We start from the raw sequence: 25,845 nt of genomic DNA, 5'->3' as shown, positions 1-25,845 counted from the left end.
GAGGTCTCGATGGCATTACCACCCCATATCCAGGCCGGCGACCGCGTCGTGCTGTTCGACGGTGTATGCCGGCTGTGCAACGGCTGGGCGAAGTTCCTGATCCGCCATGACCAGCAGCGGCGTTTCCGCCTGTGCTCGGTGCAGTCGGCCGAGGGCCAGGCGATCCTGGCCTGGTTCGGTCTGCCTACCGACGCTTTCGAGACCATGGCCTACGTGGAAGGCGAGACGCTGTTCGTGCGCTCCGACGCCGTGCTGCGCATCGTCGCCCAGCTGCCCGGGGCGTGGAGCCTGCTGGCCGTGCTGCGCTTCCTGCCGCGCGTATTGCGCGACTGGTGTTATGACCGCATCGCGCTGAACCGCTACCGCCTGTTCGGCCGCTACGACAGTTGCCTGCTACCCACTGCGGATCACCAGCAACGCTTCCTCGACTCCGCCGAGCCGCGTTCATGAGCCTGTTCTCGGATAACCGGCGCCAGGCGCTGGGCATGGCCTGGCGCTTCGTCGCGCCGTACCGCTGGCGCCTGGTCGGCGCCCTGGCGGCGCTGATGTTCACCGCCGCCATCACCCTGTCGATGGGCCAGGGCATCCGCCTGCTGGTGGACCAGGGCCTGGCGACCCAGTCGCAGAGTGCGCTGAACCACTCCATCGCGCTGTTCTTCGTGCTGGTGCTGGCCCTGGCGATCGGTACCTTCACCCGTTTCTACCTGGTCAGCTGGATCGGCGAGCGCTTCGTCGCCGATATCCGGCGCAAGGTGTTCGATCACCTGATCGACCTGCACCCGGGCTTCTACGAGAGCAACCGCGCCTCGGAGATCCAGTCGCGGCTGACTGCCGACACCACGCTGCTGCAGACGGTGATCGGTTCGTCGCTGTCCATGGCCCTGCGCAACGGCATCATGCTGATCGGCGGGGTGATTCTGCTGTTCGTCACCAATGCCAAGCTCAGCGCCATCGTGGTCTGTTCGCTGCCGCTGGTGGTGGCGCCGATCCTGATCTTCGGCCGCCGCGTGCGCGCGCTGTCCCGGCAGACCCAGGACCGGGTCGCCGACGTGGGCAGCTATATCGGCGAGACCCTCGGCCAGATCAAGACGGTACAGGCTTACAACCACCAGGCCCAGGATCGCCAGCGCTTCGCCGGCACGGTGGAGGCCGCGTTCGCAACCGCCGGCAGGCGCATCCGTCAGCGTGCCTGGCTGATCACCGTGGTCATCGTGCTGGTGCTAGGCGCCGTGGGCGCCATGCTCTGGGTCGGCGGCATGGACGTGATCGCCGGGCGCATCAGCGGCGGCGACCTGGCGGCCTTCGTGTTCTACAGTCTGATCGTCGGCATGTCCTTCGGCGCCATCAGCGAGGTGATCGGCGAGCTGCAGAGCGCCGCCGGCGCCGCCGAACGCATCGCCGAGCTGCTGCGCACGCGCAACGCCATTACCGCGCCGAGCGAAGGGCTGCTGCAATTGCCGCAACGGGTCAGTGGCGAGGTCGAGCTGCGTGGCGTGCGCTTCTTCTATCCTGCCCGGCCGGAACAGCCGGCCATCGATGGCATCGACCTGGCGGTACGCGCCGGTGAGACCCTGGCCCTGGTCGGCCCGTCGGGCGCGGGCAAGTCGACCCTGTTCGACCTGCTGCTGCGTTTCTTCGATCCGCAGGAGGGCGAGGTGCTGGTCGAGGGTGTGCCGATCCAGCGCCTCGATCCGGCCGACCTGCGCCGCTGCTTCGCCCTGGTGTCGCAGAACCCGGCGCTGTTCTTCGGCTCAGTGGAGGACAACCTGCGCTACGGGCGCCCGGATGCCAGCGCCGCCGAGGTCGAGGCCGCGGCGCGCGCAGCTCACGCCCACGAGTTCATCGAGCGTCTGCCGCAGGGTTACCAGACCCATCTGGGCGAGGCCGGTCTAGGGCTTTCCGGCGGCCAGCGTCAGCGCCTGGCGATTGCCCGCGCGCTGCTCACCGATGCCCCGATCCTACTGCTTGACGAGGCCACCAGCGCGCTGGATGCCGAGAGCGAACACCTGATCCAGCAGGCGCTGCCGGGACTGATGCGTGGGCGCACCACGCTGGTCATCGCCCATCGCCTGGCCACGGTGCAGAACGCCGACCGCATCGCAGTGGTCGACCGCGGCCGGCTGCAGGCCATCGGCACCCACGCCGAGCTGGTGGCGAGCAATCCACTGTATGCACGGCTGGCGCAGCTGCAGTTCAATACCGAGCGTCGTTAGGGAGAGGGTGGTGCACAAGGAATTCGGCGTGGTGGTGCTGGGCGGCTATGGCAATTTCGGCCAGGTTATCGTGCGCAAGCTGGCGGCTATCGCCGGCATGCGCGTGTGGGTGGCCGGGCGCGACCTGGCCAAGGCCGAGGCGCTGGCGGCGCAGACCGGCAGCCAGGCGCTGCAGCTGGACATGAACGCCGCCGACCTGGCCGAGCGCCTGCGCGCCCTGGACGCGCAGCTGCTGATTTCCACCGCCGGGCCTTTCCAGCGCCAGGACTACCAGGTGGCTCGCGCCGCCATCGAGGCCGGCCTGCACTACGCGGACCTGGCCGATGCCCGCGCCTTCGTCTGCGACATTGGCGAGCTGGATGCGGCGGCGCAGGCGGCCGGCGTGCTGGTCTGTGGCGGCGCCAGCTCGGTGCCGGCCCTGGCGGGCGGGGTGATCGACAGCCTGCTGCCGCGCTTCTCGCGTCTGGATGAGATCTGGCACGGCATCAGCTCTTCGGAGAAGACGCCGGGCGCCTCGACCCTGGCCGCGGTGCTGGACTACTGCGGCAAGCCCTTCCAGCAATGGCGCGACGGCGCCTGGCGCGAGGTGTTCGGCTGGCAGGACCTGGCACGTCACGACTTCCCCGCGCCGCTAGGCGCGCGCTGGGTGGCCAACTGCGATATCCCCGACCTGCAACTGTTCCCGGCCCGCTATCCGGGCGTGCGCAGCGTGCGTTTCTCGGCTGGCGTCGGCTTGCGCCTGACCCAGTTCGGCACCTGGGCGCTGGCCTGGCTGGTGCGCGCCGGCCTGTTGCGCAGCGCGGTGCCGCTGACCCATTTCCTGCATCGCCGTGCGGTGTCGGTGGAGCCTTTCGGAGACGGCCGCAGTGGCATGTTCGTGCGCCTGAGCGGTCTCGACCAGAATGGTCAGCCGCTGACGCTGTGCTGGGAGCTGCTGGCCGAGAACAACGACGGCCCGAATATCCCCTGCATGGCCGCCGTGGCTTTGGCCCGCAAGCTGGCCGCCGGCACGTTGGAGGTCCGTGGCGCCATGCCGTGCCTGGGTCTGCTGACGCTGGAGGAGTACCTGGCGGAGCTGGACGGGCTGGCGATCAGCAGCGGCCTGCGTCAGCTCTGATCAGGCGTGCGCGCGCGGCTTGATGGTCGCCGCCGCGCCCGTCGAGGCGAGGATGATGGCGCCGATCGCCAGCCACTGCACCGGGCTCAGGTTCTCGCTGAGGAAGATCAGGCCGGAGAGGGCGGCGATGGCCGGCTCCAGGCTCATCAGCACGCTGAAGGTGCGCGCCGGCATGCGGGTGAGGGCGAACATCTCCAGGCTGTAGGGCAGGGCCGAGGACATCACGGCCACGGCCAGGGCTACCGGCAGCAGGTCCAGCGAGAACAGGCCGCCGCCGACCTGCCAGAGCCCCACCGGGAACACCAGCAGCGCGGCAACCATGGTGCCGAAGGCCACCGTCTGCGCGCCGTGGGCGGCACCGGCCCTCTGCCCGAACAGGATGTACAGCGCCCAGCACACGCCGGCGCCCAGGGCCAGGGCCATGCCCAGCAGGTCGAGATGGTCGGCGGCAGAGGTGTCGGGCAACAGCAGCCAGAGGCCGAGCACGGCCAGGGCGATCCACACGAAGTCCAGCAGGCGGCGTGACGAGAACAGCGCCAGGGCCAGCGGGCCGGTGAATTCCAGGGCCACGGCGATGCCCAGCGGAATGCTCTTCAGCGACATGTAGAACAGCAGGTTCATCGCCCCCAGCGACAGGCCGTAGCCGAGCAGCGAGCGCCAGGCTGCGAAGTTGGGGCGGGTGCGCCAGGGACGCATGACGATGCACAGGATCAGCGCGGCCAGGCTCAGGCGCAGGGCGGTGGTGCCCTCGGGGCCGATCAGCGGAAACAGGCTCTTGGCCAGGGAGGCACCGCTCTGGATGGAGGTCATGGCGACCACCAGCAGGGCGATGGGCAGAAGCAGGGTGGAGCGGGGCATGGCGCTGTCCGGGGAGGTGCGATAAACGGGGCGGCAATAAAAAACCGGCCACGTGGGCCGGTTCTTTCAACCTAGCCTAGATCAGCGGTATTCGCAGAGGTAGGCGGTGTCCACGGCGACCTTCAGCTGGAACTTGCTGTTGCCCGGCACGGTGAACTTGCTGCCGGCTTCGAAGGTTTCCCAGTTGTCGCTGCCCGGCAGCTTGACGGTCAGGGCGCCGGCGACCACGTGCATCACTTCCAGCTGGGCGGTGCCGAACTCGTACTCGCCCGGAGCCATGACGCCGATGGTGGCCGGGCCTTCGCTCATGGCGAAGCCGATGGATTTAACGGTGCCGTCGAAGTATTCGTTGACCTTGAACATGGCGGGCTCCTCGGAAGGGTCAAAAAAGGCCCGCCAGTATGCCCAACCAGCCCGTCTCAGTCAGCCCTCAGGGGGCAAATATCAGCGGCAGCAGCCGGGCGGTGTTGCGCGCATCCTCCAGGGCCCGGTGCTGGCGGCCCTGGAACTGCAGTCCGGTCAGCTGCAGCGCGCCCTGCAGGCCCACGGCGCGCTTGAGCTGGCGGCTGTCGGCGAAGCTCTGCTTGAGGTTGTGATGCGGGATGTCCTGCAGACAGCTGCACAGTCCGTGACGCTGCCACTCCAGGCGCAGCTGGCGCTGATCGTAGTCGCCCCAGCTGCCCCAGCCCGCCAGATGTGGCAGGTGGGGCTCCAGCCAGCGCTCGAACTGTGGCCAGACCTGGCCCAGCGGCGACGCGCCGTCGACCTGAGCCTGGCTGATATGGGTCAGCTCGCGGCAGAAGGTGGTCAGAACGGGGCGGCGCAAGGGGCGGACGAAGCGCTGGAAGTGCTCCAGCTCATGGCCGTCGGGGGCTACCAGGCTGGCGCCGATCTCGATGATTTCCATGTCTTCCAGTGGCCAGCCACCTTCTTCGGTAGTGGCTTCCAGGTCGATGATCAACCAGTGCCGCATAGGCTCCCTCCTTGGTTGTGTGGGCCAGTATGGTTGGCCGCGGCGCGCCGGGCAAAGCGCTTGCACAGTTTTGCCATGCAGCTGTGTTGGCCGGCCGCCCCTCGATCCGGGCTATGCTTGGACACCAGTTAGCGAGGAGGTAGTGCATGGCAAAGGTGGCATTTATCGGTCTGGGCGTGATGGGTTTTCCCATGGCCGGGCATCTGGCGTGCGAAGGGCACGAAGTCTGCGTGTACAACCGCTCGCCGGCCAAGGTGCAGCTGTGGGAGGACGAGTTCGCCGGCGAATCGGCGCCGACCCCGCGCGAGGCGGCCCAGGGCGCCGAGTTCGTGATGACCTGCGTCGGCAACGATGACGATCTGCGCAGCGTGCTGCTCGGCCCGGACGGCGCCTTCGCCGGCATGGCGGCCGGTAGCGTGCTGGTCGACCATACCACCGCTTCGGCCAACGTCGCCCGCGAGCTGGCGGCCGTGGCCGCCGAGCAGGGCCTGGGCTTTCTCGATGCTCCGGTGTCCGGCGGCCAGGCCGGCGCCGAGAACGGCATGCTGACGGTGATGGTCGGCGGCGAGGAGGCTTTTTATAAGCGCGCCGAGCCGGTGATCGACGCCTACGCCAAGATGATCAAGCTGATGGGCCCGGTGGGCAGCGGCCAGCTAACCAAAATGGTCAACCAGATTTGCATCGGCGGCCTGGTCCAGGGGCTGTCCGAGGCCTTGCATTTCGCCCAGTGCGCCGGCCTCGACGGCCATGCGGCGATGGAGGTGATCAGCAAGGGCGCAGCCCAATCGTGGCAACTGGAGAACCGCCACCAGACCATGCTGGCCGGCAAGTTCGACTTTGGCTTCGCCGTGGACTGGATGCGCAAGGACCTGTCGATCCTGCTGGAAGAGGCCCGCCGCAACGGCGCTCAGCTGCCGGTAACGGCGCTGGTCGATCAGTTCTATTCCGATGTGCAAGCCATGGGCGGCGGCCGTTGGGATACGTCCAGCCTGATTGCCCGCCTCAAGCAGCGCCCCTGAGGCGCATCGCCCGCCCGGCCCCGGGCGGGCTTGCTGGTGTCATTGCCCATGCCGGGTCGCTGCCGGCCTCAGGCGCGGAAGATAAAGTACACCGCGCCGAGCAGGCACAGGCCCGCCCACAGGTAGTCAAGCTTCAGCGGCTGCTGCATCACGTAGACGCTGAAGGGGACGAACACCGCCAGGGTGATGACCTCTTGCATGATCTTTAGCTGGCCCACCGACATCTCGGTGTAGCCGATGCGGTTGGCCGGCACCATGATCAGGTACTCGAACAGGGCGATGCCCCAGCTGACCAGCGCCGCGACCAGCCAGGGCTTGCTGTTCATGGCCTTCAGGTGGCCGTACCAGGCGAAGGTCATGAAGATGTTGGACAGGGTGAGCAAGGCTGCGGTTTGCATCCAGACCGGCATGGCGATGTTCTCGTGAGGGGAAAGCCGCAAGCCTAAATAGCTGCGGGCTGCTGGCCAAGTCCCGGTTACCGAGGCGCGGGGATGGAAGGCACGGCGCCCAGGCGTTAAGATCGCCGCCGCTCTGCGCATGAGAGGTCTTCATGGAATGTCGTGCCGGCTGCGGTGCCTGCTGCATCGCACCTTCCATCAGTTCGCCGATTCCCGGTCTGCCTCAGGGCAAGGCCGCGGGCGAGCGCTGCCTGCACCTCACCGCCGAGTTCCTCTGCGCCATCTTCGGCAGCCCCGAGCGCCCGGATGTCTGCTTGGCCTTTTCCGCCGCGGACTACGTGTGTGGCGACAGCCGCGAAGAGGCGATCCGCCTGATTGGCTGGCTGGAACAAGCCACCGCCTGAGCGAGTCGAACCCAGGCCCGGCGGCGCTGCCGACGGGTCAATATCCCAAGGAGCAATGATGATTGCATTGAGTCGAGCGGCCGCCATCTGTGGTCTGAGCCTGCTGGCAAGTGGTCTGGCCCATGCCGAGGACTGGCAGCTGGCCAAGGACGAGGACGGCATCAAGATCTACCTGAGCGAGGTGCCGGGCTCGAAGTACAAGGCCTATCGCGGCGTGACCACCATCGCCAGCGATGTGGCGACCCTGCGCAAGCTGCAGGAAGACGTGAAGGGCTCCTGCGCCTGGATTCACGCCTGCGCCGAGCAGAGTCTGCTCAAGCACGAGGGCGCCGAGAGCTGGGTCTATACCCGCTTCGAGATGCCGTGGCCGGTGGAGGCGCGTGATTCGGTGCTGCATGTGGTGTCGGAGCAGGGCGCCGATGGCAGCCTGACCCGCAAGATGGACGGCCAGCCCAAGTTCATCCCGCTCGACCAGGACCACACCCGGGTCACCAGCCTGCAGGGCTACTGGAGCCTGGTACCCAAGGACGGCAAGGTCGAGGTGATCTACCAGGTGCACACCGAGCCGGGTGGCAGCGTGCCGTCCTGGCTGGCCAACAGTTTCGTGGTGGATGCGCCGTTCAATACCCTGAAGGGGTTGCGTAACCTGGCCGAGAAGCGCTGAGAACCTATCCCGAGTCTCTTGATCGTCGGCCATGCTGCGTTGAAATTGGGTTCGAGCTGCTCATTTACACCTCGTAAACTCCGCGCCCTCACCTAATTTCGCCTTGCCTGGCTCTAGCTCAAAAGATTCGGGACAGTCTAAGGCCGGAAATGAAAAAAGGCTGCCAATTGGCAGCCTTTTTCTTTGCCCGCAAAACTTACTTGCGGTCTTCCAGCTTGACGTAGTCGCGCTTGTCGTAGCCGGTGTAGAGCTGGCGCGGACGGCCGATCTTGTACGGGCTGGACAGCATTTCCTTCCAGTGCGAGATCCAGCCGACGGTACGCGACAGGGCGAAGATCACGGTGAACATGCTGGTCGGGATGCCGATGGCCTTGAGGATGATGCCCGAGTAGAAGTCCACGTTCGGGTACAGGTTGCGTTCCTTGAAGTACGGATCGGTGAGGGCGATCTCTTCCAGGCGCATGGCCAGTTCCAGCTGCGGGTCGTTCTTGATGCCCAGTTCGGCCAGCACTTCGTCGCAGGTCTTCTTCATCACGGTGGCGCGCGGGTCGCGGTTCTTGTACACGCGGTGACCGAAGCCCATCAGCTTGAACGGATCGTTCTTGTCCTTGGCCTTGGCGATGAACTTGTCGATGTTCTCGACGCTGCCGATCTCGTCCAGCATGGTCAGTACGGCTTCGTTGGCGCCGCCGTGTGCCGGGCCCCACAGCGCGGCGATGCCGGCGGCGATACAGGCGAACGGGTTGGCGCCGGAGGAGCCGGCCAGACGTACGGTGGAAGTGGAGGCGTTCTGCTCATGGTCGGCGTGCAGGACGAAGATGCGGTCCATCGCCTTGGCCAGTACCGGGCTGATCGGTTTGATCTCGCACGGGGTGTTGAACATCATGTGCAGGAAGTTTTCCGCGTAGTTCAGGTCGTTACGCGGGTACATCATGGGCTGGCCCATGGAGTACTTGTACGCCATGGCGGCGATGGTCGGCATCTTGGCGATCAGGCGCATGGCCGAAACTTCGCGGTGCTGGGCGTTATTGATGTCCAGCGAGTCGTGGTAGAAGGCAGAGAGGGCACCGACCACGCCGCACATGATGGCCATCGGGTGGGCATCGCGGCGGAAGCCGTTGAAGAAGCTCTTCAGCTGCTCGTGAACCATGGTGTGGTTCTTGATGGTGCTGACGAACTTGGCCTTCTGCTCGGCAGTCGGCAGTTCGCCGTTGAGCAGCAGGTAGCAGGTTTCCAGGTAGTCCGATTTCTCGGCCAACTGCTCGATGGGGTAGCCACGGTGCAGCAGAACACCGGCGTCGCCGTCGATGTAGGTGATTTTCGACTCGCAAGAGGCGGTCGACATAAAGCCAGGATCAAAAGTGAAGCGACCCGTGGCGGTAAGGCCCCGTACGTCAACTACATCGGGACCTACGGTGCCGGTCAATACGGGCAGCTCTACGGGGGCATTGCCCTCGATGATCAACTGCGCTTTTTTGTCAGCCATGTTCGGCCTCCTGTTTATGCTTGAAATCATCAGAAGCCCCCCACGCAGGGCCCGGGACACTATAGAGACATAAATCTGAAAGTCAATTTACTGGAACCCAGACAGCAGAGGGGTTTCAGCCCTTTTTTGGGGCAAGGGGAACGGCCTAATACGTCATTTATTAATGGCGTGCAATCCGCTTTTTGGGGTGGGCCATTACGTTGTCATTAGTTACCTAACTGTCTATACTCTGCGCCCGGCCGTCAGGGGCTTTAAGGCCTACAATTAGACGGCTGGCACTCCCTTGGTGAGGGGTACCTGACCAGTGCACTTCCCGACAACTTGCCCTGCTTGTTAGGGGCCTCTAGTGTGAAAAAAGCCGTGAATAGCCAACGACCTGTAAACCTAGATCTCAGGACAATCAAACTCCCGATCACAGCTTATACGTCCATTCTGCACCGTGTTTCCGGTGTCATCCTCTTCCTCGGTATCATCGTGATGCTCTATGCGCTCGATAAAACCCTGGCATCCGAGGAAGGCTTTGCAGAAGTACAGGCGTGCCTGACCAGTCCGCTGGCCAAGCTGATCATCTGGGGCCTGCTGTCCGCCCTGCTGTATCACCTGGTGGCCGGTGTACGCCACCTGATCATGGACATGGGTGTCGGTGAGTCGCTGGAAGGCGGCAAGCTGGGCTCGAAGATTGTCATCGCCGTTTCGGTGGTGGTCATTGTTCTGGCGGGGGTCTGGGTATGGTAACCAACGTAACCAACTTCTCGCGTTCGGGCCTCTACGACTGGATGGCCCAGCGCGTATCTGCGGTCGTTCTCGCGGCTTATTTCCTGTTCCTGATCGGCTACCTGGTAGCTCATCCGGGCCTCGGCTACGCCGAGTGGCATGCTCTGTTCTCCCACACTGCGATGCGCATCTTCAGCCTGCTGGCTCTGGTTGCTCTCATCGTGCACGCTTGGGTCGGTATGTGGACCATCACCACCGACTACCTGACGCCCATGGCCATCGGCCGCTGGGCGACCGGCGTGCGTTTCCTCGTCCAGGCGGTTTGCGGCGTGCTCCAGTTCGTCGTGTTCGTCTGGGGTGTGCAGATCCTGTGGGGTTTCTGATCCATGTCTAGCATTCGTACTCTTTCCTATGACGCCATCATCGTTGGTGGCGGCGGTGCCGGCATGCGTGCCGCACTGCAGCTGGCCCAGGGTGGTCACAAGACTGCCGTGGTGACCAAGGTCTTCCCGACCCGTTCGCACACCGTATCCGCCCAGGGCGGCATCACCTGCGCCATCGCTTCGGCCGACCCGAACGACGATTGGCGCTGGCACATGTACGACACCGTCAAGGGCTCCGACTACATCGGTGACCAGGACGCGATCGAATACATGTGTTCCGTCGGTCCGGAGGCCGTGTTCGAGCTCGAGCACATGGGCCTGCCGTTCTCCCGTACCGAACAGGGCCGCATCTATCAGCGTCCGTTCGGTGGCCAGTCCAAGGGGCCGGACAATCCGTCCGTCCAGGCTGCCCGTACCTGCGCCGCGGCTGACCGTACCGGTCACGCCCTGCTGCACACCCTGTACCAGGCCAACCTGAAGGCCGGCACCTCGTTCCTCAACGAGTGGTACGCCGTCGACCTGGTGAAGAACCAGGACGGCGCCATCGTCGGCATCATCGCCATCTGCATCGAGACCGGCGAAACCGTCTACATCCGCTCCAAGGCCGTGGTTCTGGCCACTGGCGGTGCTGGCCGTATCTACGCCTCCACCACCAACGCCTTGATCAATACCGGCGACGGCGTGGGCATGGCCCTGCGTGCTGGCGTGCCGGTACAGGACATCGAGATGTGGCAGTTCCACCCGACCGGCATCGCCGGCGCCGGTGTACTGGTCACCGAAGGCTGCCGCGGTGAGGGTGGTTACCTGATCAACGCCCACGGCGAGCGCTTCATGGAGCGTTACGCTCCGAACGCCAAAGACCTGGCCGGCCGCGACGTGGTCGCCCGTTCCATGGTCAAGGAAGTGATCGCCGGCAACGGCTGTGGCCCGGACAAGGACCACGTGCTGCTGAAACTCGACCACCTCGGCGAAGAAGTGTTGCACAGCCGCCTGCCGGGCATCTGCGAGCTGTCCAAGACCTTCGCTCACGTCGATCCGGTCCTCGCTCCGGTTCCGGTGATCCCGACCTGCCACTACATGATGGGCGGCGTTGCCACCAACATTCATGGCCAGGCCATCACCCAGGACATCAATGGCAACGACAAGATCATCGAAGGCCTGTTCGCCGTAGGTGAAGTTGCCTGCGTATCGGTACACGGTGCCAACCGTCTGGGCGGCAACTCGCTGCTCGACCTGGTGGTATTCGGTCGCGCCGCTGGTCTGCACCTGGAAAAAGCGCTGAAGGAAGGCGTGGAAGTCCGTGGCGCCAGCGAAACCGACATCGAGGCATCCCTGAAGCGTCTGTCCGGCGTCAACGAGCGCAGCAGCGGCGAAGACGTGGCTCCGCTGCGTAAAGAGCTGCAGCAGTGCATGCAGAACTACTTCGGTGTATTCCGTACCGGCGAATACATGAAGAAGGGCATCACTCAGTTGGCCGATCTGCGCGAGCGCATCGCCAACGTCAAGATTGCCGACAAGAGCCAGGCCTTCAACACCGCGCGTATCGAAGCGCTGGAGCTGCAGAACCTGCTGGAAGTGGCCGAAGCCACTGCCATCGCCGCCGACACCCGTACCGAGTCCCGTGGCGCCCACGCCCGCGAAGACTACGAGGATCGTGACGACACCAACTGGCTGTGCCATTCCCTGTACTTCCCAGGTGAGAAACGTGTTGCCAAGCGCGCTGTGAACTTCGCGCCGAAGACCGTTCCTGCATTTGAACCCAAAGTACGTACTTATTAAGGGTGGCCACCATGTCTCTTGGTAACACTTTGCAAGTCAGCGTTTATCGCTACAACCCGGAAAAAGACGCCGCGCCGTTCATGCAGGACTTCACCGTGCAGATCGACGGCAAGGACCTGATGGTTCTCGACGTACTGGCCCTGATCAAGGAACAGGACGAAGGCTTCTCCTACCGTCGCTCCTGCCGTGAAGGCGTGTGCGGTTCCGACGGCATGAACATCACCGGCAAGAACGGCCTGGCCTGCATCACCCCAATCTCCACCGTGGTGAAGGGCAACAAGCTGGTCATCCGTCCGCTGCCGGGTCTGCCGGTCATTCGTGACCTGGTCGTCGACATGAGCATCTTCTACAAGCAGTACGAGAAGGTGCAGCCGTTCCTGCAGAACGATACGCCGGCTCCGGCCATCGAGCGTCTGCAGAGCCCGGAAGAGCGCGAGAAGCTGGACGGTCTGTACGAGTGCATCCTGTGCGCGTGCTGCTCCACCAGCTGCCCGTCCTTCTGGTGGAACCCGGACAAGTTCCTCGGTCCCGCCGCGCTGCTGCAGGCCTATCGCTTCCTGGCCGACAGCCGCGACACCAAGACCGCCGAGCGTCTGGCGTCCCTGGATGACCCGTTCAGCGTGTTCCGCTGCCGCGGCATCATGAACTGCGTGAACGTGTGCCCCAAGGGTCTGAACCCGACCAAGGCCATCGGTCACGTACGTAACATGCTGCTGCAGAGCGGTACCTGATTCAGCGTTTCACGTTACACCTGCGTCGGCGGAACGATTCGCCGGCGCAGTAAAGCCAGAGCCCCAGCTCACAAAGCCAGGGCTCTTATTTGAAAGAAAAATGACGACCAGCAGGGGCATCCGGGCTGGTACCCGGACTATCTGCGGGATCCGTAGTGGCTTACCAGGTCGCTGCTTCAGGACTATGAATGGCCCAGCTACGGCTTCTACGCCGGTGGTGTCCCCTTACCGAGGGTGACCAAGCATGCAAGAAAGCGTGATGCAGCGCATGTGGGACAGCGCCCACCTATCCGGTGGCAACGCGGCCTACGTGGAAGAGCTCTATGAGCTCTACCTGCACGATCCCAACGCTGTGCCCGAAGAGTGGCGCACCTACTTCCAGAAACTGCCGGCCGACGGGAATACCGTCACCGACGTTTCGCACTCCACTGTCCGCGATCATTTCGTGCTGCTGGCCAAGAACCAGCGCCGTGCTCAGCCGGTTTCCGCCGGGAGCGTGAGCAGCGAGCACGAGAAGAAGCAGGTGGAAGTTCTGCGTCTGATCCAGGCATATCGCATGCGCGGCCATCAGGCCTCCACGCTCGACCCGCTGGGTCTGTGGCAGCGTCCTGCGCCAGCCGATTTGGCAGTCCATCACTATGGGCTGACCAACGCCGACCTCGACACCACCTTCCGTACCGGTGAGCTTTACATCGGCAAGGAGGAGGCGACTCTACGGGAAATCCACGAGTCGCTGCAGCAGACATATTGCCGCACCATCGGCGCCGAGTTCACCCACATCGTCGATTCCGAGCAGCGCAAGTGGTTCCAGCAGCGTCTGGAAAGCGTGCGCGGCCGTCCGGCCTACTCGGTCGAGGTGCAGAGCCATCTGCTCGAGCGCCTGACCGCCGCCGAAGGCCTGGAAAAGTACCTGGGCACCAAGTACCCGGGCACCAAGCGCTTCGGTCTGGAAGGCGGCGAGAGCCTGATTCCGCTGCTGGACGAGATCATCCAGCGCTGCGGCTCCTACGGCACCAAGGAAATAGTCATCGGCATGGCCCACCGCGGCCGCCTCAATGTACTGGTCAACACCTTCGGCAAGAACCCGCGCGACCTGTTCGACGAGTTCGAAGGCAAGCAGGTCGAAGGCCTGTCGTCCGGTGACGTGAAGTACCACCAGGGCTTCTCCTCCAACGTCATGACCTCGGGTGGCGAAGTGCACTTGGCGCTGGCGTTCAACCCTTCGCACCTGGAGATCGTCTCTCCGGTGGTCGAGGGTTCGGTGCGTGCCCGTCAGGACCGCCGCCAGGACTCGACCGGTGACAAGGTGCTGCCGATTTCCATCCACGGTGACGCGGCGTTCGCCGGTCAGGGCGTGGTCATGGAAACCTTCCAGATGTCGCAGACCCGTGCCTACAAGACCGGCGGCACCATCCACATCGTGATCAACAACCAGGTCGGCTTCACCACCAGCCGTGCCGACGACTCGCGCTCCACCGAGTACGCCACCGACGTGGCGAAGATGATCCAGGCGCCGATCCTGCACGTGAACGGCGACGATCCGGAAGCGGTACTGTTCGTCACCCAGCTGGCCGTCGACTACCGCATGCAGTTCAAACGTGACGTGGTCATCGACCTGGTCTGCTACCGCCGTCGTGGCCACAACGAGGCCGACGAGCCGAGCGGCACCCAGCCGCTGATGTACCAGCAGATCGCCAAGCAGCGCACCACCCGCGAGCTGTACGCCGAGCGTCTGGTGCAGGCCGGCCGTGTCGCCGAAGACGCGGTCAATGCTCGCATCGAGGAATACCGCAGCGCGCTGGACAACGGTCAGCACGTGGTCAAGAGCCTGGTCAAGGAGCCGAACAAGGAGCTGTTCGTCGACTGGCGTCCGTACCTGGGCCATGCCTGGACCGCGCGTCACGACACCCGTTGCGACCTGAAGACCCTGCAGGATCTGGCCGGCAAACTGCTGGAGATCCCGGAAGGCTTCGTCCTCCAGCGTCAGGTCGCCAAGGTGATGGAAGACCGCGCCAAGATGACCGCCGGCGCCATGCCGATCAACTGGGGCTACGCCGAGAACCTGGCTTACGCCAGTCTGCTGTTCGAAGGCCACCCGGTACGCATGACCGGCCAGGACGTCGGCCGCGGCACCTTCTCGCACCGCCACGCGGCGCTGCACAACCAGAAGGACGCGACCACCTACCTGCCGCTGCAGAACCTCTACGAGGGTCAGCCGCGCTTCCAGCTGTACGACTCCTTCCTCTCGGAAGAAGCGGTACTGGCCTTCGAATACGGCTACTCCACCACCATGCCCAACGCGCTGGTGATCTGGGAAGCGCAGTTCGGCGACTTCGCCAACGGTGCCCAGGTGGTGTTCGACCAGTTCATCTCCAGCGGCGAGCACAAGTGGGGCCGTCTGTGCGGCCTGACCATGCTGCTGCCGCACGGCTATGAAGGGCAGGGCCCAGAGCATAGCTCCGCGCGTCTGGAGCGTTACCTGCAACTGTGCGCCGAGCACAACATGCAGGTCTGCGTGCCGACCACCCCGGCGCAGGTCTACCACATGCTGCGTCGCCAGGTGATCCGCCCGCTGCGCAAGCCGCTGGTGGTACTGACGCCGAAGTCGCTGCTGCGCCACCCGCTGGCCATCTCGACCCTGGAAGAACTGGCCGAAGGCTCGTTCCAGACCGCCATCGGCGAGATCGATCAGATCGATCCGAAGAAGGTCGAACGTCTCGTGCTGTGCAGCGGCAAGGTGTACTACGACCTGCTGGCCAAGCGCCGTGCGGAAGGTCGCGAGGACATCGCCATCGTGCGTATCGAGCAGCTCTATCCGTTCCCGGAAGACGACCTGGCCGAGATTCTGGCGCCGTACAAGAACCTCAAGCACATCGTCTGGTGTCAGGAAGAGCCGATGAACCAGGGCGCCTGGTATTGCAGCCAGCACCACATGCGCCGTGTCGCTTCCGCGCACAAGAAGGAACTGTTCCTGCAGTACGCTGGCCGCGATGCCTCGGCTGCTCCGGCCTGTGGTTATGCTTCGATGCACGCCGAACAGCAGGAAAAACTGCTGAACGACGCCTTTACTGTTTAACGCCTTCGCGTATTGAGGCGGCGGCACGGGCCGTCGCCTCCTTGAAGAAACCGAATTTAAGGAAACACACACAATGGCTATCGAGATCAAAGCCCCAACCTTCCCGGAATCGGTTGCCGACGGCACCGTCGCCACCTGGCACAAGAAGCCGGGCGATGCGGTCAAGCGCGATGAGCTGATCGTCGACATCGAAACCGACAAGGTGGTGATGGAAGTACTCGCCGAAGCCGACGGCGTTCTCGCCGAAATCGTCAAGAACGAGGGCGACACGGTCCTCTCTGGCGAACTGCTGGGCAAACTGGGTGACGCCGGCGCTGCCGTTGCCGCTCCGGCCGCTGCTCCTGCTGCCGCGCCTGCCGCCGCTGCCGCTCCGGCTGCTGCCGCCGATGACGACTCCATCCTGTCGCCTGCTGCGCGCAAGATCGCCGAAGAGGGCGGTATCGACCCGAACAGCATCACCGGTACCGGCAAGGGTGGTCGCGTGACCAAGGAAGACGCCGTTGCCGCCGTCGCCGCCAAGAAGTCCGCTCCGGCCGCTGCCGCCAAACCGGCCGCTCCGGCTGCCGAGGCTCCGGTATTCGCCGCCGGCGACCGCGTCGAGAAGCGCGTACCGATGACCCGCCTGCGCGCCAAGGTCGCCGAGCGTCTGGTCGAAGCCCAGTCCACCATGGCCATGCTGACCACCTTCAACGAAGTGGACATGCATGAAGTCATGGCCCTGCGCAGCAAGTACAAGGACCTGTTCGAGAAGACCCACAACGGCGTGCGCCTGGGCTTCATGTCCTTCTTCGTCAAGGCCGCTGTCGAGGCGCTGAAGCGCTTCCCGGCGGTCAACGCCTCGATCGACGGCAACGACATCGTCTACCACGGCTACCAGGACATCGGCGTGGCCGTTTCCAGCGACCGTGGCCTGGTGGTTCCGGTGCTGCGCAACGCCGAGCTGATGAGCCTGGCCGAAGTCGAGAACGGCATCGCCACCTTCGGCAAGAAGGCCCGTGACGGCAAGCTGTCGATCGAAGAGATGACCGGTGGCACCTTCACCATCACCAACGGCGGTACCTTCGGTTCGATGATGTCGACCCCGATCGTCAACCCGCCGCAGGCCGCGATCCTCGGCATGCACAACATCATCCAGCGTCCGGTGGCCATCAATGGTCAGGTCGTCATCCGCCCGATGATGTACCTGGCACTGTCCTACGATCACCGCCTGATCGATGGCAAGGAAGCGGTCAGCTTCCTGGTGACCATCAAGAATCTGCTGGAAGACCCGGCTCGCCTGCTGCTGGACATCTGATCCCACGGCTGCGCAACGCGGTGGCCCCCACAAGGGGCCACCCGGTTTTATTCGAGAAGGAATGAGTTATGACCCAGAAATTCGACGTGGTAGTGATTGGCGCTGGCCCCGGGGGCTACGTGGCCGCCATCAAGGCCGCGCAACTCGGTCTGAAGACCGCCTGCATCGAGAAGTACCAGGACAAGGATGGCAAGGTCGCCCTGGGCGGCACCTGCCTAAACGTCGGCTGCATTCCGTCCAAGGCGCTGCTGGACAGCTCCTACAAGTACCATGAGGCCCACGAGGGCTTCAAAGTCCATGGCATCGAGGCCAAGGGCGTCACCATCGACGTACCGCAGATGGTCGCGCGCAAGAACACCATCATCAAGAACCTGACCGGCGGCGTCGCCGGCCTGTTCAAGTCCAACGGTGTCACCCTGCTGGAAGGCCACGGCAAGCTGCTGGCTGGCAAGAAGGTTGAAGTCACTGGCCTGGACGGCAAGACCCAGATCGTCGAAGCCGACAACGTGATTCTGGCTTCCGGCTCCCGTCCGGTCGACATCCCGCCGGCTCCGGTCGATCAGGACGTGATCGTCGATTCCACCGGCGCCCTGGAATTCCAGGCCGTGCCGAAGAAGCTGGGCGTGATCGGCGCCGGCGTCATCGGTCTGGAGCTGGGCTCGGTATGGGCCCGCCTAGGCGCCGAAGTCACCGTGCTGGAGGCCATGGACAAGTTCCTCGCTTCCGCCGACGAGCAGATCTCCAAGGAAGCCCTGAAGATCCTCGGCAAGCAGGGCCTGGACATCCGCCTGGGTGCCCGCGTCACCGGCAGCGAAGTGAAGAAGAAGCAGGTCACCGTGACCTTCACCGACGCCACCGGCGAGCAGAAACTGACCTTCGACAAGCTGATCGTCGCCGTCGGCCGTCGCCCGGTGACCACCGACCTGCTGGCCGCCGACAGTGGCGTGACGCTGGACGAGCGTGGCTTCATCTTCGTCAACGATCAGTGCGAAACCAGCGTGCCGGGCGTCTACGCCATCGGTGACGTGGTGCGTGGCGCGATGCTCGCGCACAAGGCTTCGGAAGAGGGCGTGATGGTTGCCGAGCGCATCAAGGGCCACAAGGCCCAGATGAACTACGACCTGATCCCGTCGGTCATCTACACACACCCGGAAATCGCCTGGGTCGGCAAGACCGAGCAGCAGCTCAAGGCCGAAGGTGTCGAGATCAACGTCGGCACCTTCCCGTTCGCCGCCAGTGGCCGCGCCATGGCTGCCAACGACACCGCCGGCCTGGTCAAGGTCATCGCCGATGCCAAGACCGACCGCGTGCTGGGCGTCCATGTGATCGGCCCGAGCGCGGCCGAGCTGGTCCAGCAGGGCGCCATCGGCATGGAATTCGGCACCAGTGCCGAAGACCTGGGCATGATGGTGTTCTCGCACCCGACCCTGTCCGAGGCGCTTCACGAAGCGGCCCTGGCGGTGAATGGCCACGCCATCCACATCGCCAATCGCAAGAAGCGCTGATGCGTGCCGCGCCCCGCCTAAACGCGGGGCGCTTCAGGAAAAACCACGGCGGACGGCCCGTGGCGGTTCGCAAGAACCAGTCGCAGGAATGTCCGTCGGACTGCTAACCAGTGCAGTCACAGGTGGCGCGGCGCCTCGAGCGCAGCGCCGAAATGCGCAATACCTAAACGAAGAACGGTAGATAAGCATGAATCTTCACGAGTATCAGGGTAAGCAGCTGTTCGCTGAATACGGCCTGCCGGTTTCCACTGGCTTCGCCGTTGACACCCCGGAAGAAGCGGCTGCGGCCTGCGAAAAGATCGGTGGCAGCGAGTGGGTTGTCAAAGCCCAGGTGCACGCCGGTGGCCGCGGTAAAGCGGGCGGCGTCAAGCTGGTCAAGAACAAGGAAGACGCCAAGGCGTTCGCCGCCAACTGGCTGGGCAAGCGTCTGGTGACCTACCAGACAGACGCCAACGGTCAGCCGGTCAGCAAGATCCTGGTTGAGTCCTGCACCGACATCGACAAGGAGCTGTACCTCGGCGCCGTCGTCGACCGTTCCAGCCGCCGCATCGTGTTCATGGCTTCCACCGAAGGTGGTGTGGACATCGAGAAAGTCGCTCACGAGACTCCCGAGAAGATCCTCAAGGCCACCATCGACCCGCTGGTCGGCGCTCAGCCGTACCAGGGCCGCGAGCTGGCCTTCCAGCTGGGCCTGCAAGGCGACCAGATCAAGCAGTTCACCCACATCTTCGTCAACCTGGGCAAGCTGTTCCAGGACTACGACCTGGCGCTGCTGGAAGTGAACCCGCTGGTGATCAAGAAAGACGGCAACCTGCACTGCCTGGACGCCAAGATCAACATCGACGCCAACGCCATGTATCGTCAGCCCAAGCTGCGCGCCATGCACGACCCGTCCCAGGACGACGCTCGTGAAGCCCATGCGCAGAAGTGGGAACTGAACTACGTCGCGCTGGAAGGCAACATCGGTTGCATGGTCAACGGTGCTGGCCTGGCCATGGGCACCATGGACATCGTCAATCTGCACGGCGGCAAGCCGGCCAACTTCCTCGACGTCGGCGGCGGCGCTACCAAAGAGCGCGTGACCGAGGCCTTCAAGATCATCCTGTCCGACAGCAACGTCGCTGCCGTTCTGGTGAACATCTTCGGCGGCATCGTGCGTTGCGACATGATCGCCGAAGGCATCATCGGCGCCGTGAAAGAAGTCGGCGTGAAGATCCCGGTCGTGGTTCGTCTGGAAGGTAACAATGCCGAGCTGGGCGCCAAGGTCCTGGCCGACAGCGGTCTGAACATCATCGCGGCTACCAGCCTCACCGACGCTGCCCAGCAGGTCGTCAAAGCCGCGGAGGGCAAGTAATGAGCGTCCTGATCAATAAAGACACCAAAGTCATCTGCCAGGGCTTCACCGGCTCGCAGGGTACTTTCCACTCCGAACAAGCCATCGCCTACGGCACCAAGATGGTTGGCGGCGTGACTCCGGGCAAGGGCGGCACCACTCACCTGGGCCTGCCGGTGTTCAACACCGTCAAGGAAGCCGTTGAGGCCACCGGCGCCACCGCTTCGGTGATCTACGTTCCGGCTCCGTTCTGCAAGGACTCGATCCTGGAAGCGGCCTACGGCGGCATCAAGCTGATCGTGTGCATCACCGAAGGCATCCCGACCCTCGACATGCTGGACGCCAAGGTCAAGTGTGACGAGCTGGGCGTACGCCTGATCGGCCCGAACTGCCCGGGCGTGATCACTCCCGGCGAGTGCAAGATCGGCATCATGCCGGGTCACATCCACCTGCCGGGCAAAGTAGGCATCGTGTCGCGCTCCGGCACCCTGACTTACGAAGCCGTGAAGCAGACCACCGACGCCGGCTTCGGCCAGTCCACCTGCGTGGGCATCGGTGGCGACCCGATCCCGGGCTCCAACTTCATCGACATCCTGAAGCTGTTCCAGGAAGACCCGAAGACCGAAGCGATCGTCATGATCGGTGAGATCGGCGGTTCCGCTGAAGAAGAAGCCGCTGCCTACATCAAGGCCAACGTCACCAAGCCTGTAGTGTCCTACATCGCTGGTGTGACCGCGCCGCCCGGCAAGCGTATGGGCCACGCCGGCGCCATCATCTCCGGTGGCAAAGGCACCGCGGACGAGAAGTTCGCCGCCCTGCAGGACGCCGGTGTGAAAACCGTGCGTTCCCTGGCCGACATCGGCAAGGCCCTGGCCGAGCTGACCGGTTGGGAAGTCAAGAAGGCCTGAGGCTGACTTGATCGGAAAGAGGCCACCTTCGGGTGGCCTTTTTCATTGCTGTCCAGACGGCCAGAAAATTGCCGCCAGGCGACAGATTGTTTCCGCTGTTCGACAGCTCGACCGCTGTCCGCCGCGGCCGGCGAGAAATTTCGTTAGGCTTGCAACTATCTACCCGCTCGCACCTCACAAGGGCGCGCAGCAGGAGCTTCGGCGATCGGCCCGGACCGGGCAGAAAGCCTATTCCTAATCCAAGGGAACCCTCTGCTTTCCTTCTACTGCCAGTGGTAATTCCTCCTATGACTCGCTTGAAAGGCCCGGACCTGTTGGCTCTGGGATTCATGACTTTTGCCCTGTTCGTCGGGGCCGGCAACATCATCTTCCCGCCCATCGTCGGCCTGCAGGCCGGCCCCAGCGTGTGGATCGCCGCACTGGGCTTCCTGATCACCGCAGTCGGCCTGCCGGTGATCACCGTGATCGCCCTGGCCAAGGTCGGTGGCGCCATGGACAGCCTGAGCAGCCCGATCGGCAAGACCGCCGGCACCATTCTCGCCGCCGTCTGCTACCTCGCCGTGGGCCCGCTGTTCGCCACCCCGCGTACCGCCACCGTGTCCTTCGAGGTCGGGCTGGCGCCGCTGACCGGCAACGCGCCGCTGCCACTGTTCCTCTACAGCCTGGTGTATTTCGCCTTGGTGCTGGCCGTATCGCTCTATCCGGGCCGCCTGCTCGATAGCGTCGGCCGCGTGCTGGCGCCGCTGAAGATCATCGCCCTGGCCATTCTCGGCGTGGCCGCGTTCATGCTGCCGCTGGGCGAGATCGGCGAGGCGACCCCGGCCTACCAGGCCGCGCCGTTCTCCCAGGGCTTCATCAATGGCTACCTGACCATGGATACCCTCGGCGCCCTGGTATTCGGCATCGTCATCGTCAACGCCATCCGCTCGCGCGGTGTCGAGTCGCCGCGGCTGATCACCCGCTACGCCATCATCGCCGGGCTGATCGCCGGCGTCGGCCTGGCGCTGGTCTATATCAGCCTGTTCCGCCTGGGCGCCGGCAGCCACGGCATCGCCGGTGACGCCACCAACGGTGCGGCGGTGCTGCATGCCTATGTGCAACACACCTTCGGCGACCTGGGTAGCACCTTCCTCGCGGTGCTGATCTCGCTGGCCTGCCTGGTCACCGCCGTGGGCCTGACCTGCGCCTGCGCCGAGTACTTCAGCCGCCTGCTATCGCTGTCCTACCGCACCCTGGTGTTGCTGCTGGCCGGCTTCTCGCTGCTGGTGTCCAACCTCGGCCTGTCGACCCTGATCCAGGTCTCGGTGCCGGTGCTCACCGCCATCTACCCGCCGTGCATCGTGCTGGTGGCGCTGAGCTTCTGCTGGAACCTGTGGAACTCGCCGTGCCGCGTGGTCGCGCCGGTGATGCTGGTGGCGCTGCTGTTCGGCCTGGTCGACGCGGTGCATGCGGCCGGCTTCGGCGCCCATCTGCCGATGCTGCTCAAGCACCTGCCGCTGGCCGAGCAGGGCCTCGGCTGGCTGGTGCCCTCGGTGCTGACCCTGATCGCGGCGCTGATCTTCGACCGCCTACGTGGCGAGCCGGCGACCCAGACCGCCTGATCCAGAACTCGGGGCTGCGCAATGCAGCCCCTCTGGCGCGCACGTTTTGGCGCGCTGCACCTGTTGTTTGGCGCTTCTGGCATCTTCTGCCGATTGCCGCCCGGCCGGGTGTGCCGGACAATCGCGGGGAATCCTTCTGCAGTCCGTCCGCCATGCCGCAAACCATCTTCTTCGCCCACGCCAACGGCTTCCCCTCGGCCACCTACGGCAAGCTGTTCGCCGCCCTGGCGCCGGACTACCAGGTGCAGCATCTGGAGCAGCACGGCCATGACCCGCGCTTCCCGGTGGACGACAACTGGAACAACCTGGTGGACGAGCTGATCCTGCATCTGGAGCAGGGCGCCGAACCGGTATGGGGCGTAGGCCACTCGCTCGGCGGCGTGCTGCACTACCACGCCGCACTGCGCCGTCCCGAGCTGTACCGCGGTGTGGTGATGCTCGATTCGCCGCTGCTGACCGGCGTCGATCGCCTGGTGATCCGCGCGGCCAAGCGCTTCGGCTTTATCGACAAGATCACCCCGGCCGGACGTACCGTCGGCCGCCGCGAGGCCTTCGGCGACTTCAGCGAGGCCCGCGACTACTTCGCCGGCAAGACCCTGTTCCGCCGTTTCGATCCCGACTGCCTGGACGCCTATGTGCGCCACGGCCTGCGCGAGGAGGGCCAAGGCCAAGAAAGGCGCCTGCGTCTGCGTTTCGATCCGGCCACCGAGATCAACATCTACCGCAGCGTGCCGCACACCGTACCGGGCCGTCCGCAGCAGCTCGCCGTACCGCTGGCGGTGGTGCGTGGCCGGCACAGCAAGGTGGTGCTACCGCACCATGCGCGCCAGGTCAGTCGCGTGCGTCAGGGCGAATACCTGAGCCTGCCCGGCGGCCACATGTTCCCGCTGGAACGTCCGCAGGACACCGCGCGCCTGCTGCGCGAGCTGTTTGGCCGCTGGCAGGGGCAGGGCATGGAGCGTTCGGCATGAGCCTGAGAGTCGAGGAAACCCGTTTCAGCCTGCCGCACGTGGAGCTGGCAGCGCATCTGTTCGGTCCGGAGGACGGCATTCCGGTTATCGCCCTGCATGGCTGGCTGGACAATGCCATGACCTTCGCGCGCCTGGCGCCGAAGCTGGAAGGGCTGCGCATCGTCGCCCTGGATTTCCCCGGCCACGGCCATTCCGGGCACTACGCCAGCAACTCCAGCTACAGCATGTGGGAGTACCTGGAGGATGTGCTGCTGGTGGCCGAGCAGCTCGGCTGGGAGCGCTTCAATCTGCTCGGCCATTCCATGGGCGCGATCATTTCGACTCTGCTGGCGGCAGCGCTGCCGGAGCGGGTCGAGCGCCTGGCGCTGATCGACGGCCTGGTGCCGTACACGGCAGAGGCCGACAGCGCCCCCAAGCGTTTGGGCGATGCGCTGCGTTCGCGCCTGGCGGTGCGCGACAAGCAGAAGCCGGTCTACTCGAACCTGGACAAGGCCGTCGAGGCGCGCATGCGTGGGGTGGTAGCGGTCAGCCGCGAGGCTGCAGAGTTGCTGGCCCAGCGTGGCCTGGAGCCAGTGCCGGGTGGCTACACCTGGCGCACCGATATCCGCCTGACCCTGCCGTCGGTGATGCGCCTGACCTTCGCCCATGTCGAGCAGTTCATCCGCGCCGTGCAGTGCCCGGTCAGCCTGATCCTCGCCGAGGGCGGGCAGATGAACGTCGAGCCACGCCTGAAGAGCCTGGTCGAGGGCACCTCCTTCGAGACCCACATCCTGCCCGGCGGCCATCACCTGCACCTCAACGATGAGGCCGGCGCGCAGCAGGTCGCAGACTGTTTCAATCCATTCTTCCGCCGCGCTTGACGCGGCCTCGGCAACTGCCGAGGCTGTGCAGGTCGTATCGGAGATTGCCATGATCGATCTGTACACCGCCGCCACGCCGAACGGACACAAGGTGTCCATCGCGCTGGAGGAACTGGGCCTGCCCTATCAGGTACACGCGCTGTCCTTCGACAAGAAGGAGCAGAAGGCCCCCGAGTTCCTGCGCATCAACCCCAACGGCCGCATCCCGGCCATCGTCGACGACGGCTTCGCCGTGTTCGAGTCCGGCGCCATCCTCATCTACCTGGCCGAGAAGACCGGCAAGCTGCTGCCCAGTGGCGTCAAGGGTCGTTCGCTGGCGATCCAGTGGCTGATGTTCCAGATGGGCGGAGTAGGGCCCATGCAGGGCCAGGCCAACGTGTTCTTCCGCTATTTCCCGGAGAAGCTGCAGGGCGCCATCGACCGCTACCAGCACGAGACCCGCCGCCTCTACGAGGTGCTCGACAGTCGCCTGGGCGAGGCCGAGTACCTGGCCGGCGACTACGGTATCGCCGACATCGCCACCTATCCCTGGGTGCGTGTGCACGACTGGGCCGGCGTCTCGGTGGATGGCCTGGAGCATCTGCAGCGCTGGATGGCGGCGCTCGCCGCGCGCCCGGCGGTGCAGCGCGGCCTGCTGATACCGGAGCGGGCCAAGGACGATGATCGCGTGGTGAAAACCGCGCAGAGCATGCTGACACGCTAAGGAGCCGCATGCGTTATTTCGCTTTCTGCCTGAGCCTGATCTGTACGCCGCTGCTGGCCGCCGATGTGCCCGGCAGCCAGGATCTGGACAGCCTGCCGCGTTTCCCGCGCGCCGAGATCGTCGACTATCGCGATCAACCCAACGCGGAGAAGCGTTACCCGCAGGATGGCCTGCGCCGCATCAGCGGCCAGCTGCGTGCCACCGAAGTGCTCGCCGAGGGGCGCCTGCGGGCGCTGACCTATCGCCTGCCGGAGGAGCACTCGCCGCGTGAGGCGCTGACGCTGGCGCGTGAGCATCTGCAGGGGCAGGGCGCCCAGTTGCTGTTCTGGTGCGAGGGCCGTGACTGCGGCTCCAGCAGCCTGTTCGCCAACGCCATCTTCGGCAACGCCAAACTGTACGGTCCCGAGGAGCGGCAGAGCTACCTGCTGCTGCGCCTGGCCGCGCCGCAACAGGACAGCCTGGTCGCCCTGTACGGCATCACCCGCGGCAATCGCCGTTCCTATCTGCACGTGGAGCAGCTTGACGCCGGCGCGGCGTTGCCGGCGCTGCTGCCCACCCCTGGCACCCTGTTGCGCCAGCTCAAGAGCAGTGGCGAACTGAGCCTGCCGCAGCTGGGCTCACCGGACGAGCAGTGGGGCGATCTGCTGGCCCGCACCCTGAGCCTGGACAGCACCCTGCGCGTCGGCCTGGCCGGCGCGCAAGCCGAGGCCTGGCGTGCGGAGCTGGAGCGCCGCGGGGTGCGCGGCAACCGCCTGCAGGTGGTGGCTAGCGAGGGCGCGGGCCTGCGTCTGCAACAACTACGCTGAACAATGAGGCGTGCCGGGCCGCTTTCCGCCCGGGTTCTGGGAATATCGA

At 64.8% G+C, this 25,845-nt stretch carries 25 protein-coding genes; 20 read left to right on the top strand and 5 right to left on the bottom strand.

Going from position 1 to position 25,845, the window contains the following annotated elements:
* The first annotated feature begins 9 nt into the window (after positions 1-9).
* The 3 genes from OH686_RS02010 to OH686_RS02000 are packed head-to-tail and all read left to right on the top strand — an operon-like array spanning position 10 to position 3,330.
* Complete coding sequence (locus OH686_RS02010) at positions 10-450, top strand: thiol-disulfide oxidoreductase DCC family protein (protein ID WP_289535947.1); 441 nt, start codon at positions 10-12, stop codon at positions 448-450.
* A complete protein-coding gene (locus tag OH686_RS02005) occupies positions 447-2,213 on the top strand; it encodes an ABC transporter transmembrane domain-containing protein (RefSeq protein WP_289535946.1) in 1,767 nt (588 codons plus the stop codon). The genes OH686_RS02010 and OH686_RS02005 overlap by 4 nt, the downstream gene beginning before the upstream one ends.
* 10 nt (positions 2,214-2,223) lie before the next feature.
* The gene (locus OH686_RS02000) at positions 2,224-3,330 is read left to right on the top strand and encodes a saccharopine dehydrogenase family protein (RefSeq protein ID WP_289535945.1); all 1,107 of its coding nucleotides are present in this window, start codon (positions 2,224-2,226) and stop codon (positions 3,328-3,330) included.
* Here OH686_RS02000 and rhtA read toward each other — a convergent pair whose 3' ends face one another.
* The 3 genes from rhtA to OH686_RS01985 form a co-directional block, all read right to left on the bottom strand.
* Entirely contained in the window at positions 3,331-4,188 is an 858-nt protein-coding gene (gene rhtA, locus OH686_RS01995) for a threonine/homoserine exporter RhtA (protein WP_289535944.1), read from the bottom strand.
* Positions 4,189-4,269: 81 nt separating this feature from the next.
* The gene (ppnP, locus tag OH686_RS01990; RefSeq protein ID WP_137972982.1) at positions 4,270-4,551 is read right to left on the bottom strand and encodes a pyrimidine/purine nucleoside phosphorylase; all 282 of its coding nucleotides are present in this window, start codon (positions 4,549-4,551) and stop codon (positions 4,270-4,272) included.
* A gap of 67 nt (positions 4,552-4,618) precedes the next feature.
* Entirely contained in the window at positions 4,619-5,161 is a 543-nt protein-coding gene (locus OH686_RS01985) for a 3'-5' exonuclease (RefSeq protein WP_289535943.1), read from the bottom strand.
* A 146-nt stretch (positions 5,162-5,307) separates the two neighbouring features.
* Between OH686_RS01985 and OH686_RS01980 the strand changes: the two genes are divergently transcribed.
* On the top strand, positions 5,308-6,180 hold the full coding sequence (locus OH686_RS01980) for an NAD(P)-dependent oxidoreductase (protein WP_137972984.1): 873 nt from the start codon (positions 5,308-5,310) through the stop codon (positions 6,178-6,180).
* 68 nt (positions 6,181-6,248) lie between these two features.
* Here OH686_RS01980 and OH686_RS01975 read toward each other — a convergent pair whose 3' ends face one another.
* Entirely contained in the window at positions 6,249-6,590 is a 342-nt protein-coding gene (locus OH686_RS01975) for a DMT family protein (protein ID WP_289535942.1), read from the bottom strand.
* Positions 6,591-6,730: 140 nt separating this feature from the next.
* Between OH686_RS01975 and OH686_RS01970 the strand changes: the two genes are divergently transcribed.
* Complete coding sequence (locus OH686_RS01970) at positions 6,731-6,982, top strand: YkgJ family cysteine cluster protein (protein WP_137972986.1); 252 nt, start codon at positions 6,731-6,733, stop codon at positions 6,980-6,982.
* A 58-nt stretch (positions 6,983-7,040) separates the two neighbouring features.
* Entirely contained in the window at positions 7,041-7,646 is a 606-nt protein-coding gene (locus tag OH686_RS01965; RefSeq protein WP_289535941.1) for an START domain-containing protein, read from the top strand.
* Positions 7,647-7,842: 196 nt separating this feature from the next.
* Here the strand turns inward: OH686_RS01965 and gltA are convergent, their stop codons facing one another.
* Complete coding sequence (gltA, locus tag OH686_RS01960) at positions 7,843-9,132, bottom strand: citrate synthase (RefSeq protein WP_289535940.1); 1,290 nt, start codon at positions 9,130-9,132, stop codon at positions 7,843-7,845.
* A gap of 348 nt (positions 9,133-9,480) precedes the next feature.
* On the opposite strand from gltA, the gene sdhC reads away from it, so the two are divergent.
* The 14 genes from sdhC to OH686_RS01890 all read left to right on the top strand — a co-directional run bounded on the left by sdhC (position 9,481) and on the right by OH686_RS01890 (position 25,796).
* Positions 9,481-9,867 (top strand): succinate dehydrogenase, cytochrome b556 subunit, encoded by a 387-nt coding sequence (gene sdhC / locus OH686_RS01955; protein WP_171016316.1) that lies wholly within the window; start codon positions 9,481-9,483, stop codon positions 9,865-9,867.
* A complete protein-coding gene (gene sdhD / locus OH686_RS01950) occupies positions 9,861-10,229 on the top strand; it encodes a succinate dehydrogenase, hydrophobic membrane anchor protein (protein ID WP_137972989.1) in 369 nt (122 codons plus the stop codon). The genes sdhC and sdhD overlap by 7 nt, the downstream gene beginning before the upstream one ends.
* A gap of 3 nt (positions 10,230-10,232) precedes the next feature.
* Complete coding sequence (gene sdhA / locus OH686_RS01945) at positions 10,233-12,008, top strand: succinate dehydrogenase flavoprotein subunit (RefSeq protein ID WP_137972990.1); 1,776 nt, start codon at positions 10,233-10,235, stop codon at positions 12,006-12,008.
* Between the two features lie 11 nt (positions 12,009-12,019).
* On the top strand, positions 12,020-12,739 hold the full coding sequence (locus OH686_RS01940; RefSeq protein ID WP_289535939.1) for a succinate dehydrogenase iron-sulfur subunit: 720 nt from the start codon (positions 12,020-12,022) through the stop codon (positions 12,737-12,739).
* 244 nt (positions 12,740-12,983) lie between these two features.
* On the top strand, positions 12,984-15,815 hold the full coding sequence (locus tag OH686_RS01935) for a 2-oxoglutarate dehydrogenase E1 component (RefSeq protein WP_289535938.1): 2,832 nt from the start codon (positions 12,984-12,986) through the stop codon (positions 15,813-15,815).
* 73 nt (positions 15,816-15,888) lie between these two features.
* Positions 15,889-17,109 carry a 2-oxoglutarate dehydrogenase complex dihydrolipoyllysine-residue succinyltransferase gene (gene odhB, locus OH686_RS01930; RefSeq protein WP_289535937.1) on the top strand — a complete coding sequence of 407 codons (1,221 nt, stop codon included), beginning with the start codon at positions 15,889-15,891 and terminating at the stop codon, positions 17,107-17,109.
* A gap of 68 nt (positions 17,110-17,177) precedes the next feature.
* Entirely contained in the window at positions 17,178-18,614 is a 1,437-nt protein-coding gene (gene lpdA, locus OH686_RS01925) for a dihydrolipoyl dehydrogenase (RefSeq protein WP_137972994.1), read from the top strand.
* Positions 18,615-18,801: 187 nt separating this feature from the next.
* Positions 18,802-19,968 carry an ADP-forming succinate--CoA ligase subunit beta gene (sucC, locus tag OH686_RS01920; RefSeq protein ID WP_137972995.1) on the top strand — a complete coding sequence of 389 codons (1,167 nt, stop codon included), beginning with the start codon at positions 18,802-18,804 and terminating at the stop codon, positions 19,966-19,968.
* The gene (sucD, locus tag OH686_RS01915) at positions 19,968-20,855 is read left to right on the top strand and encodes a succinate--CoA ligase subunit alpha (RefSeq protein ID WP_192398335.1); all 888 of its coding nucleotides are present in this window, start codon (positions 19,968-19,970) and stop codon (positions 20,853-20,855) included. The genes sucC and sucD overlap by 1 nt, the downstream gene beginning before the upstream one ends.
* Positions 20,856-21,142: 287 nt before the next feature.
* Positions 21,143-22,456 (top strand): branched-chain amino acid transport system II carrier protein, encoded by a 1,314-nt coding sequence (gene brnQ, locus OH686_RS01910; RefSeq protein ID WP_289535936.1) that lies wholly within the window; start codon positions 21,143-21,145, stop codon positions 22,454-22,456.
* Positions 22,457-22,608: 152 nt separating this feature from the next.
* On the top strand, positions 22,609-23,427 hold the full coding sequence (locus OH686_RS01905) for an alpha/beta fold hydrolase (protein WP_289535935.1): 819 nt from the start codon (positions 22,609-22,611) through the stop codon (positions 23,425-23,427).
* Entirely contained in the window at positions 23,424-24,287 is an 864-nt protein-coding gene (locus tag OH686_RS01900; RefSeq protein WP_289535934.1) for an alpha/beta hydrolase, read from the top strand. The genes OH686_RS01905 and OH686_RS01900 overlap by 4 nt, the downstream gene beginning before the upstream one ends.
* A 49-nt stretch (positions 24,288-24,336) precedes the next feature.
* Positions 24,337-24,990, top strand: a complete 654-nt coding sequence (locus OH686_RS01895; RefSeq protein ID WP_289535933.1) for a glutathione S-transferase family protein — start codon at positions 24,337-24,339, stop codon at positions 24,988-24,990.
* Positions 24,991-24,998: 8 nt separating this feature from the next.
* On the top strand, positions 24,999-25,796 hold the full coding sequence (locus tag OH686_RS01890; RefSeq protein ID WP_289535932.1) for a DUF4892 domain-containing protein: 798 nt from the start codon (positions 24,999-25,001) through the stop codon (positions 25,794-25,796).
* The last annotated feature ends 49 nt before the right edge of the window (positions 25,797-25,845 follow it).

Source organism: Pseudomonas sp. SO81, from assembly GCF_030374125.1.
Classification (GTDB): Bacteria; Pseudomonadota; Gammaproteobacteria; order Pseudomonadales; family Pseudomonadaceae; genus Aquipseudomonas.
The sequence above is the reverse complement of the archived record's forward strand: the minus strand, read 5'-3'. Positions and strand labels throughout refer to the sequence as shown.

What these genes read in the sequence shown, in the direction of transcription:
- sdhD (WP_137972989.1), top strand. Translation starts at nt 9,861, where the DNA reads ATGGTAACCAACGTAACCAACTTCTCGCGTTCGGGCCTCTACGACTGG.
- OH686_RS01890 (WP_289535932.1), top strand. Translation starts at nt 24,999, where the DNA reads ATGCGTTATTTCGCTTTCTGCCTGAGCCTGATCTGTACGCCGCTGCTG.
- OH686_RS01985 (WP_289535943.1), bottom strand. Translation starts at nt 5,161, where the DNA reads ATGCGGCACTGGTTGATCATCGACCTGGAAGCCACTACCGAAGAAGGT.
- brnQ (WP_289535936.1), top strand. Translation starts at nt 21,143, where the DNA reads ATGACTCGCTTGAAAGGCCCGGACCTGTTGGCTCTGGGATTCATGACT.
- OH686_RS01965 (WP_289535941.1), top strand. Translation starts at nt 7,041, where the DNA reads ATGATTGCATTGAGTCGAGCGGCCGCCATCTGTGGTCTGAGCCTGCTG.
- lpdA (WP_137972994.1), top strand. Translation starts at nt 17,178, where the DNA reads ATGACCCAGAAATTCGACGTGGTAGTGATTGGCGCTGGCCCCGGGGGC.
- OH686_RS01900 (WP_289535934.1), top strand. Translation starts at nt 23,424, where the DNA reads ATGAGCCTGAGAGTCGAGGAAACCCGTTTCAGCCTGCCGCACGTGGAG.
- sucD (WP_192398335.1), top strand. Translation starts at nt 19,968, where the DNA reads ATGAGCGTCCTGATCAATAAAGACACCAAAGTCATCTGCCAGGGCTTC.
- OH686_RS01895 (WP_289535933.1), top strand. Translation starts at nt 24,337, where the DNA reads ATGATCGATCTGTACACCGCCGCCACGCCGAACGGACACAAGGTGTCC.
- OH686_RS01975 (WP_289535942.1), bottom strand. Translation starts at nt 6,590, where the DNA reads ATGCCGGTCTGGATGCAAACCGCAGCCTTGCTCACCCTGTCCAACATC.
- OH686_RS01940 (WP_289535939.1), top strand. Translation starts at nt 12,020, where the DNA reads ATGTCTCTTGGTAACACTTTGCAAGTCAGCGTTTATCGCTACAACCCG.
- rhtA (WP_289535944.1), bottom strand. Translation starts at nt 4,188, where the DNA reads ATGCCCCGCTCCACCCTGCTTCTGCCCATCGCCCTGCTGGTGGTCGCC.
- OH686_RS01980 (WP_137972984.1), top strand. Translation starts at nt 5,308, where the DNA reads ATGGCAAAGGTGGCATTTATCGGTCTGGGCGTGATGGGTTTTCCCATG.
- OH686_RS02010 (WP_289535947.1), top strand. Translation starts at nt 10, where the DNA reads ATGGCATTACCACCCCATATCCAGGCCGGCGACCGCGTCGTGCTGTTC.
- odhB (WP_289535937.1), top strand. Translation starts at nt 15,889, where the DNA reads ATGGCTATCGAGATCAAAGCCCCAACCTTCCCGGAATCGGTTGCCGAC.
- OH686_RS01970 (WP_137972986.1), top strand. Translation starts at nt 6,731, where the DNA reads ATGGAATGTCGTGCCGGCTGCGGTGCCTGCTGCATCGCACCTTCCATC.
- ppnP (WP_137972982.1), bottom strand. Translation starts at nt 4,551, where the DNA reads ATGTTCAAGGTCAACGAATACTTCGACGGCACCGTTAAATCCATCGGC.
- sucC (WP_137972995.1), top strand. Translation starts at nt 18,802, where the DNA reads ATGAATCTTCACGAGTATCAGGGTAAGCAGCTGTTCGCTGAATACGGC.
- OH686_RS01935 (WP_289535938.1), top strand. Translation starts at nt 12,984, where the DNA reads ATGCAAGAAAGCGTGATGCAGCGCATGTGGGACAGCGCCCACCTATCC.
- OH686_RS01905 (WP_289535935.1), top strand. Translation starts at nt 22,609, where the DNA reads ATGCCGCAAACCATCTTCTTCGCCCACGCCAACGGCTTCCCCTCGGCC.
- sdhA (WP_137972990.1), top strand. Translation starts at nt 10,233, where the DNA reads ATGTCTAGCATTCGTACTCTTTCCTATGACGCCATCATCGTTGGTGGC.
- OH686_RS02005 (WP_289535946.1), top strand. Translation starts at nt 447, where the DNA reads ATGAGCCTGTTCTCGGATAACCGGCGCCAGGCGCTGGGCATGGCCTGG.
- gltA (WP_289535940.1), bottom strand. Translation starts at nt 9,132, where the DNA reads ATGGCTGACAAAAAAGCGCAGTTGATCATCGAGGGCAATGCCCCCGTA.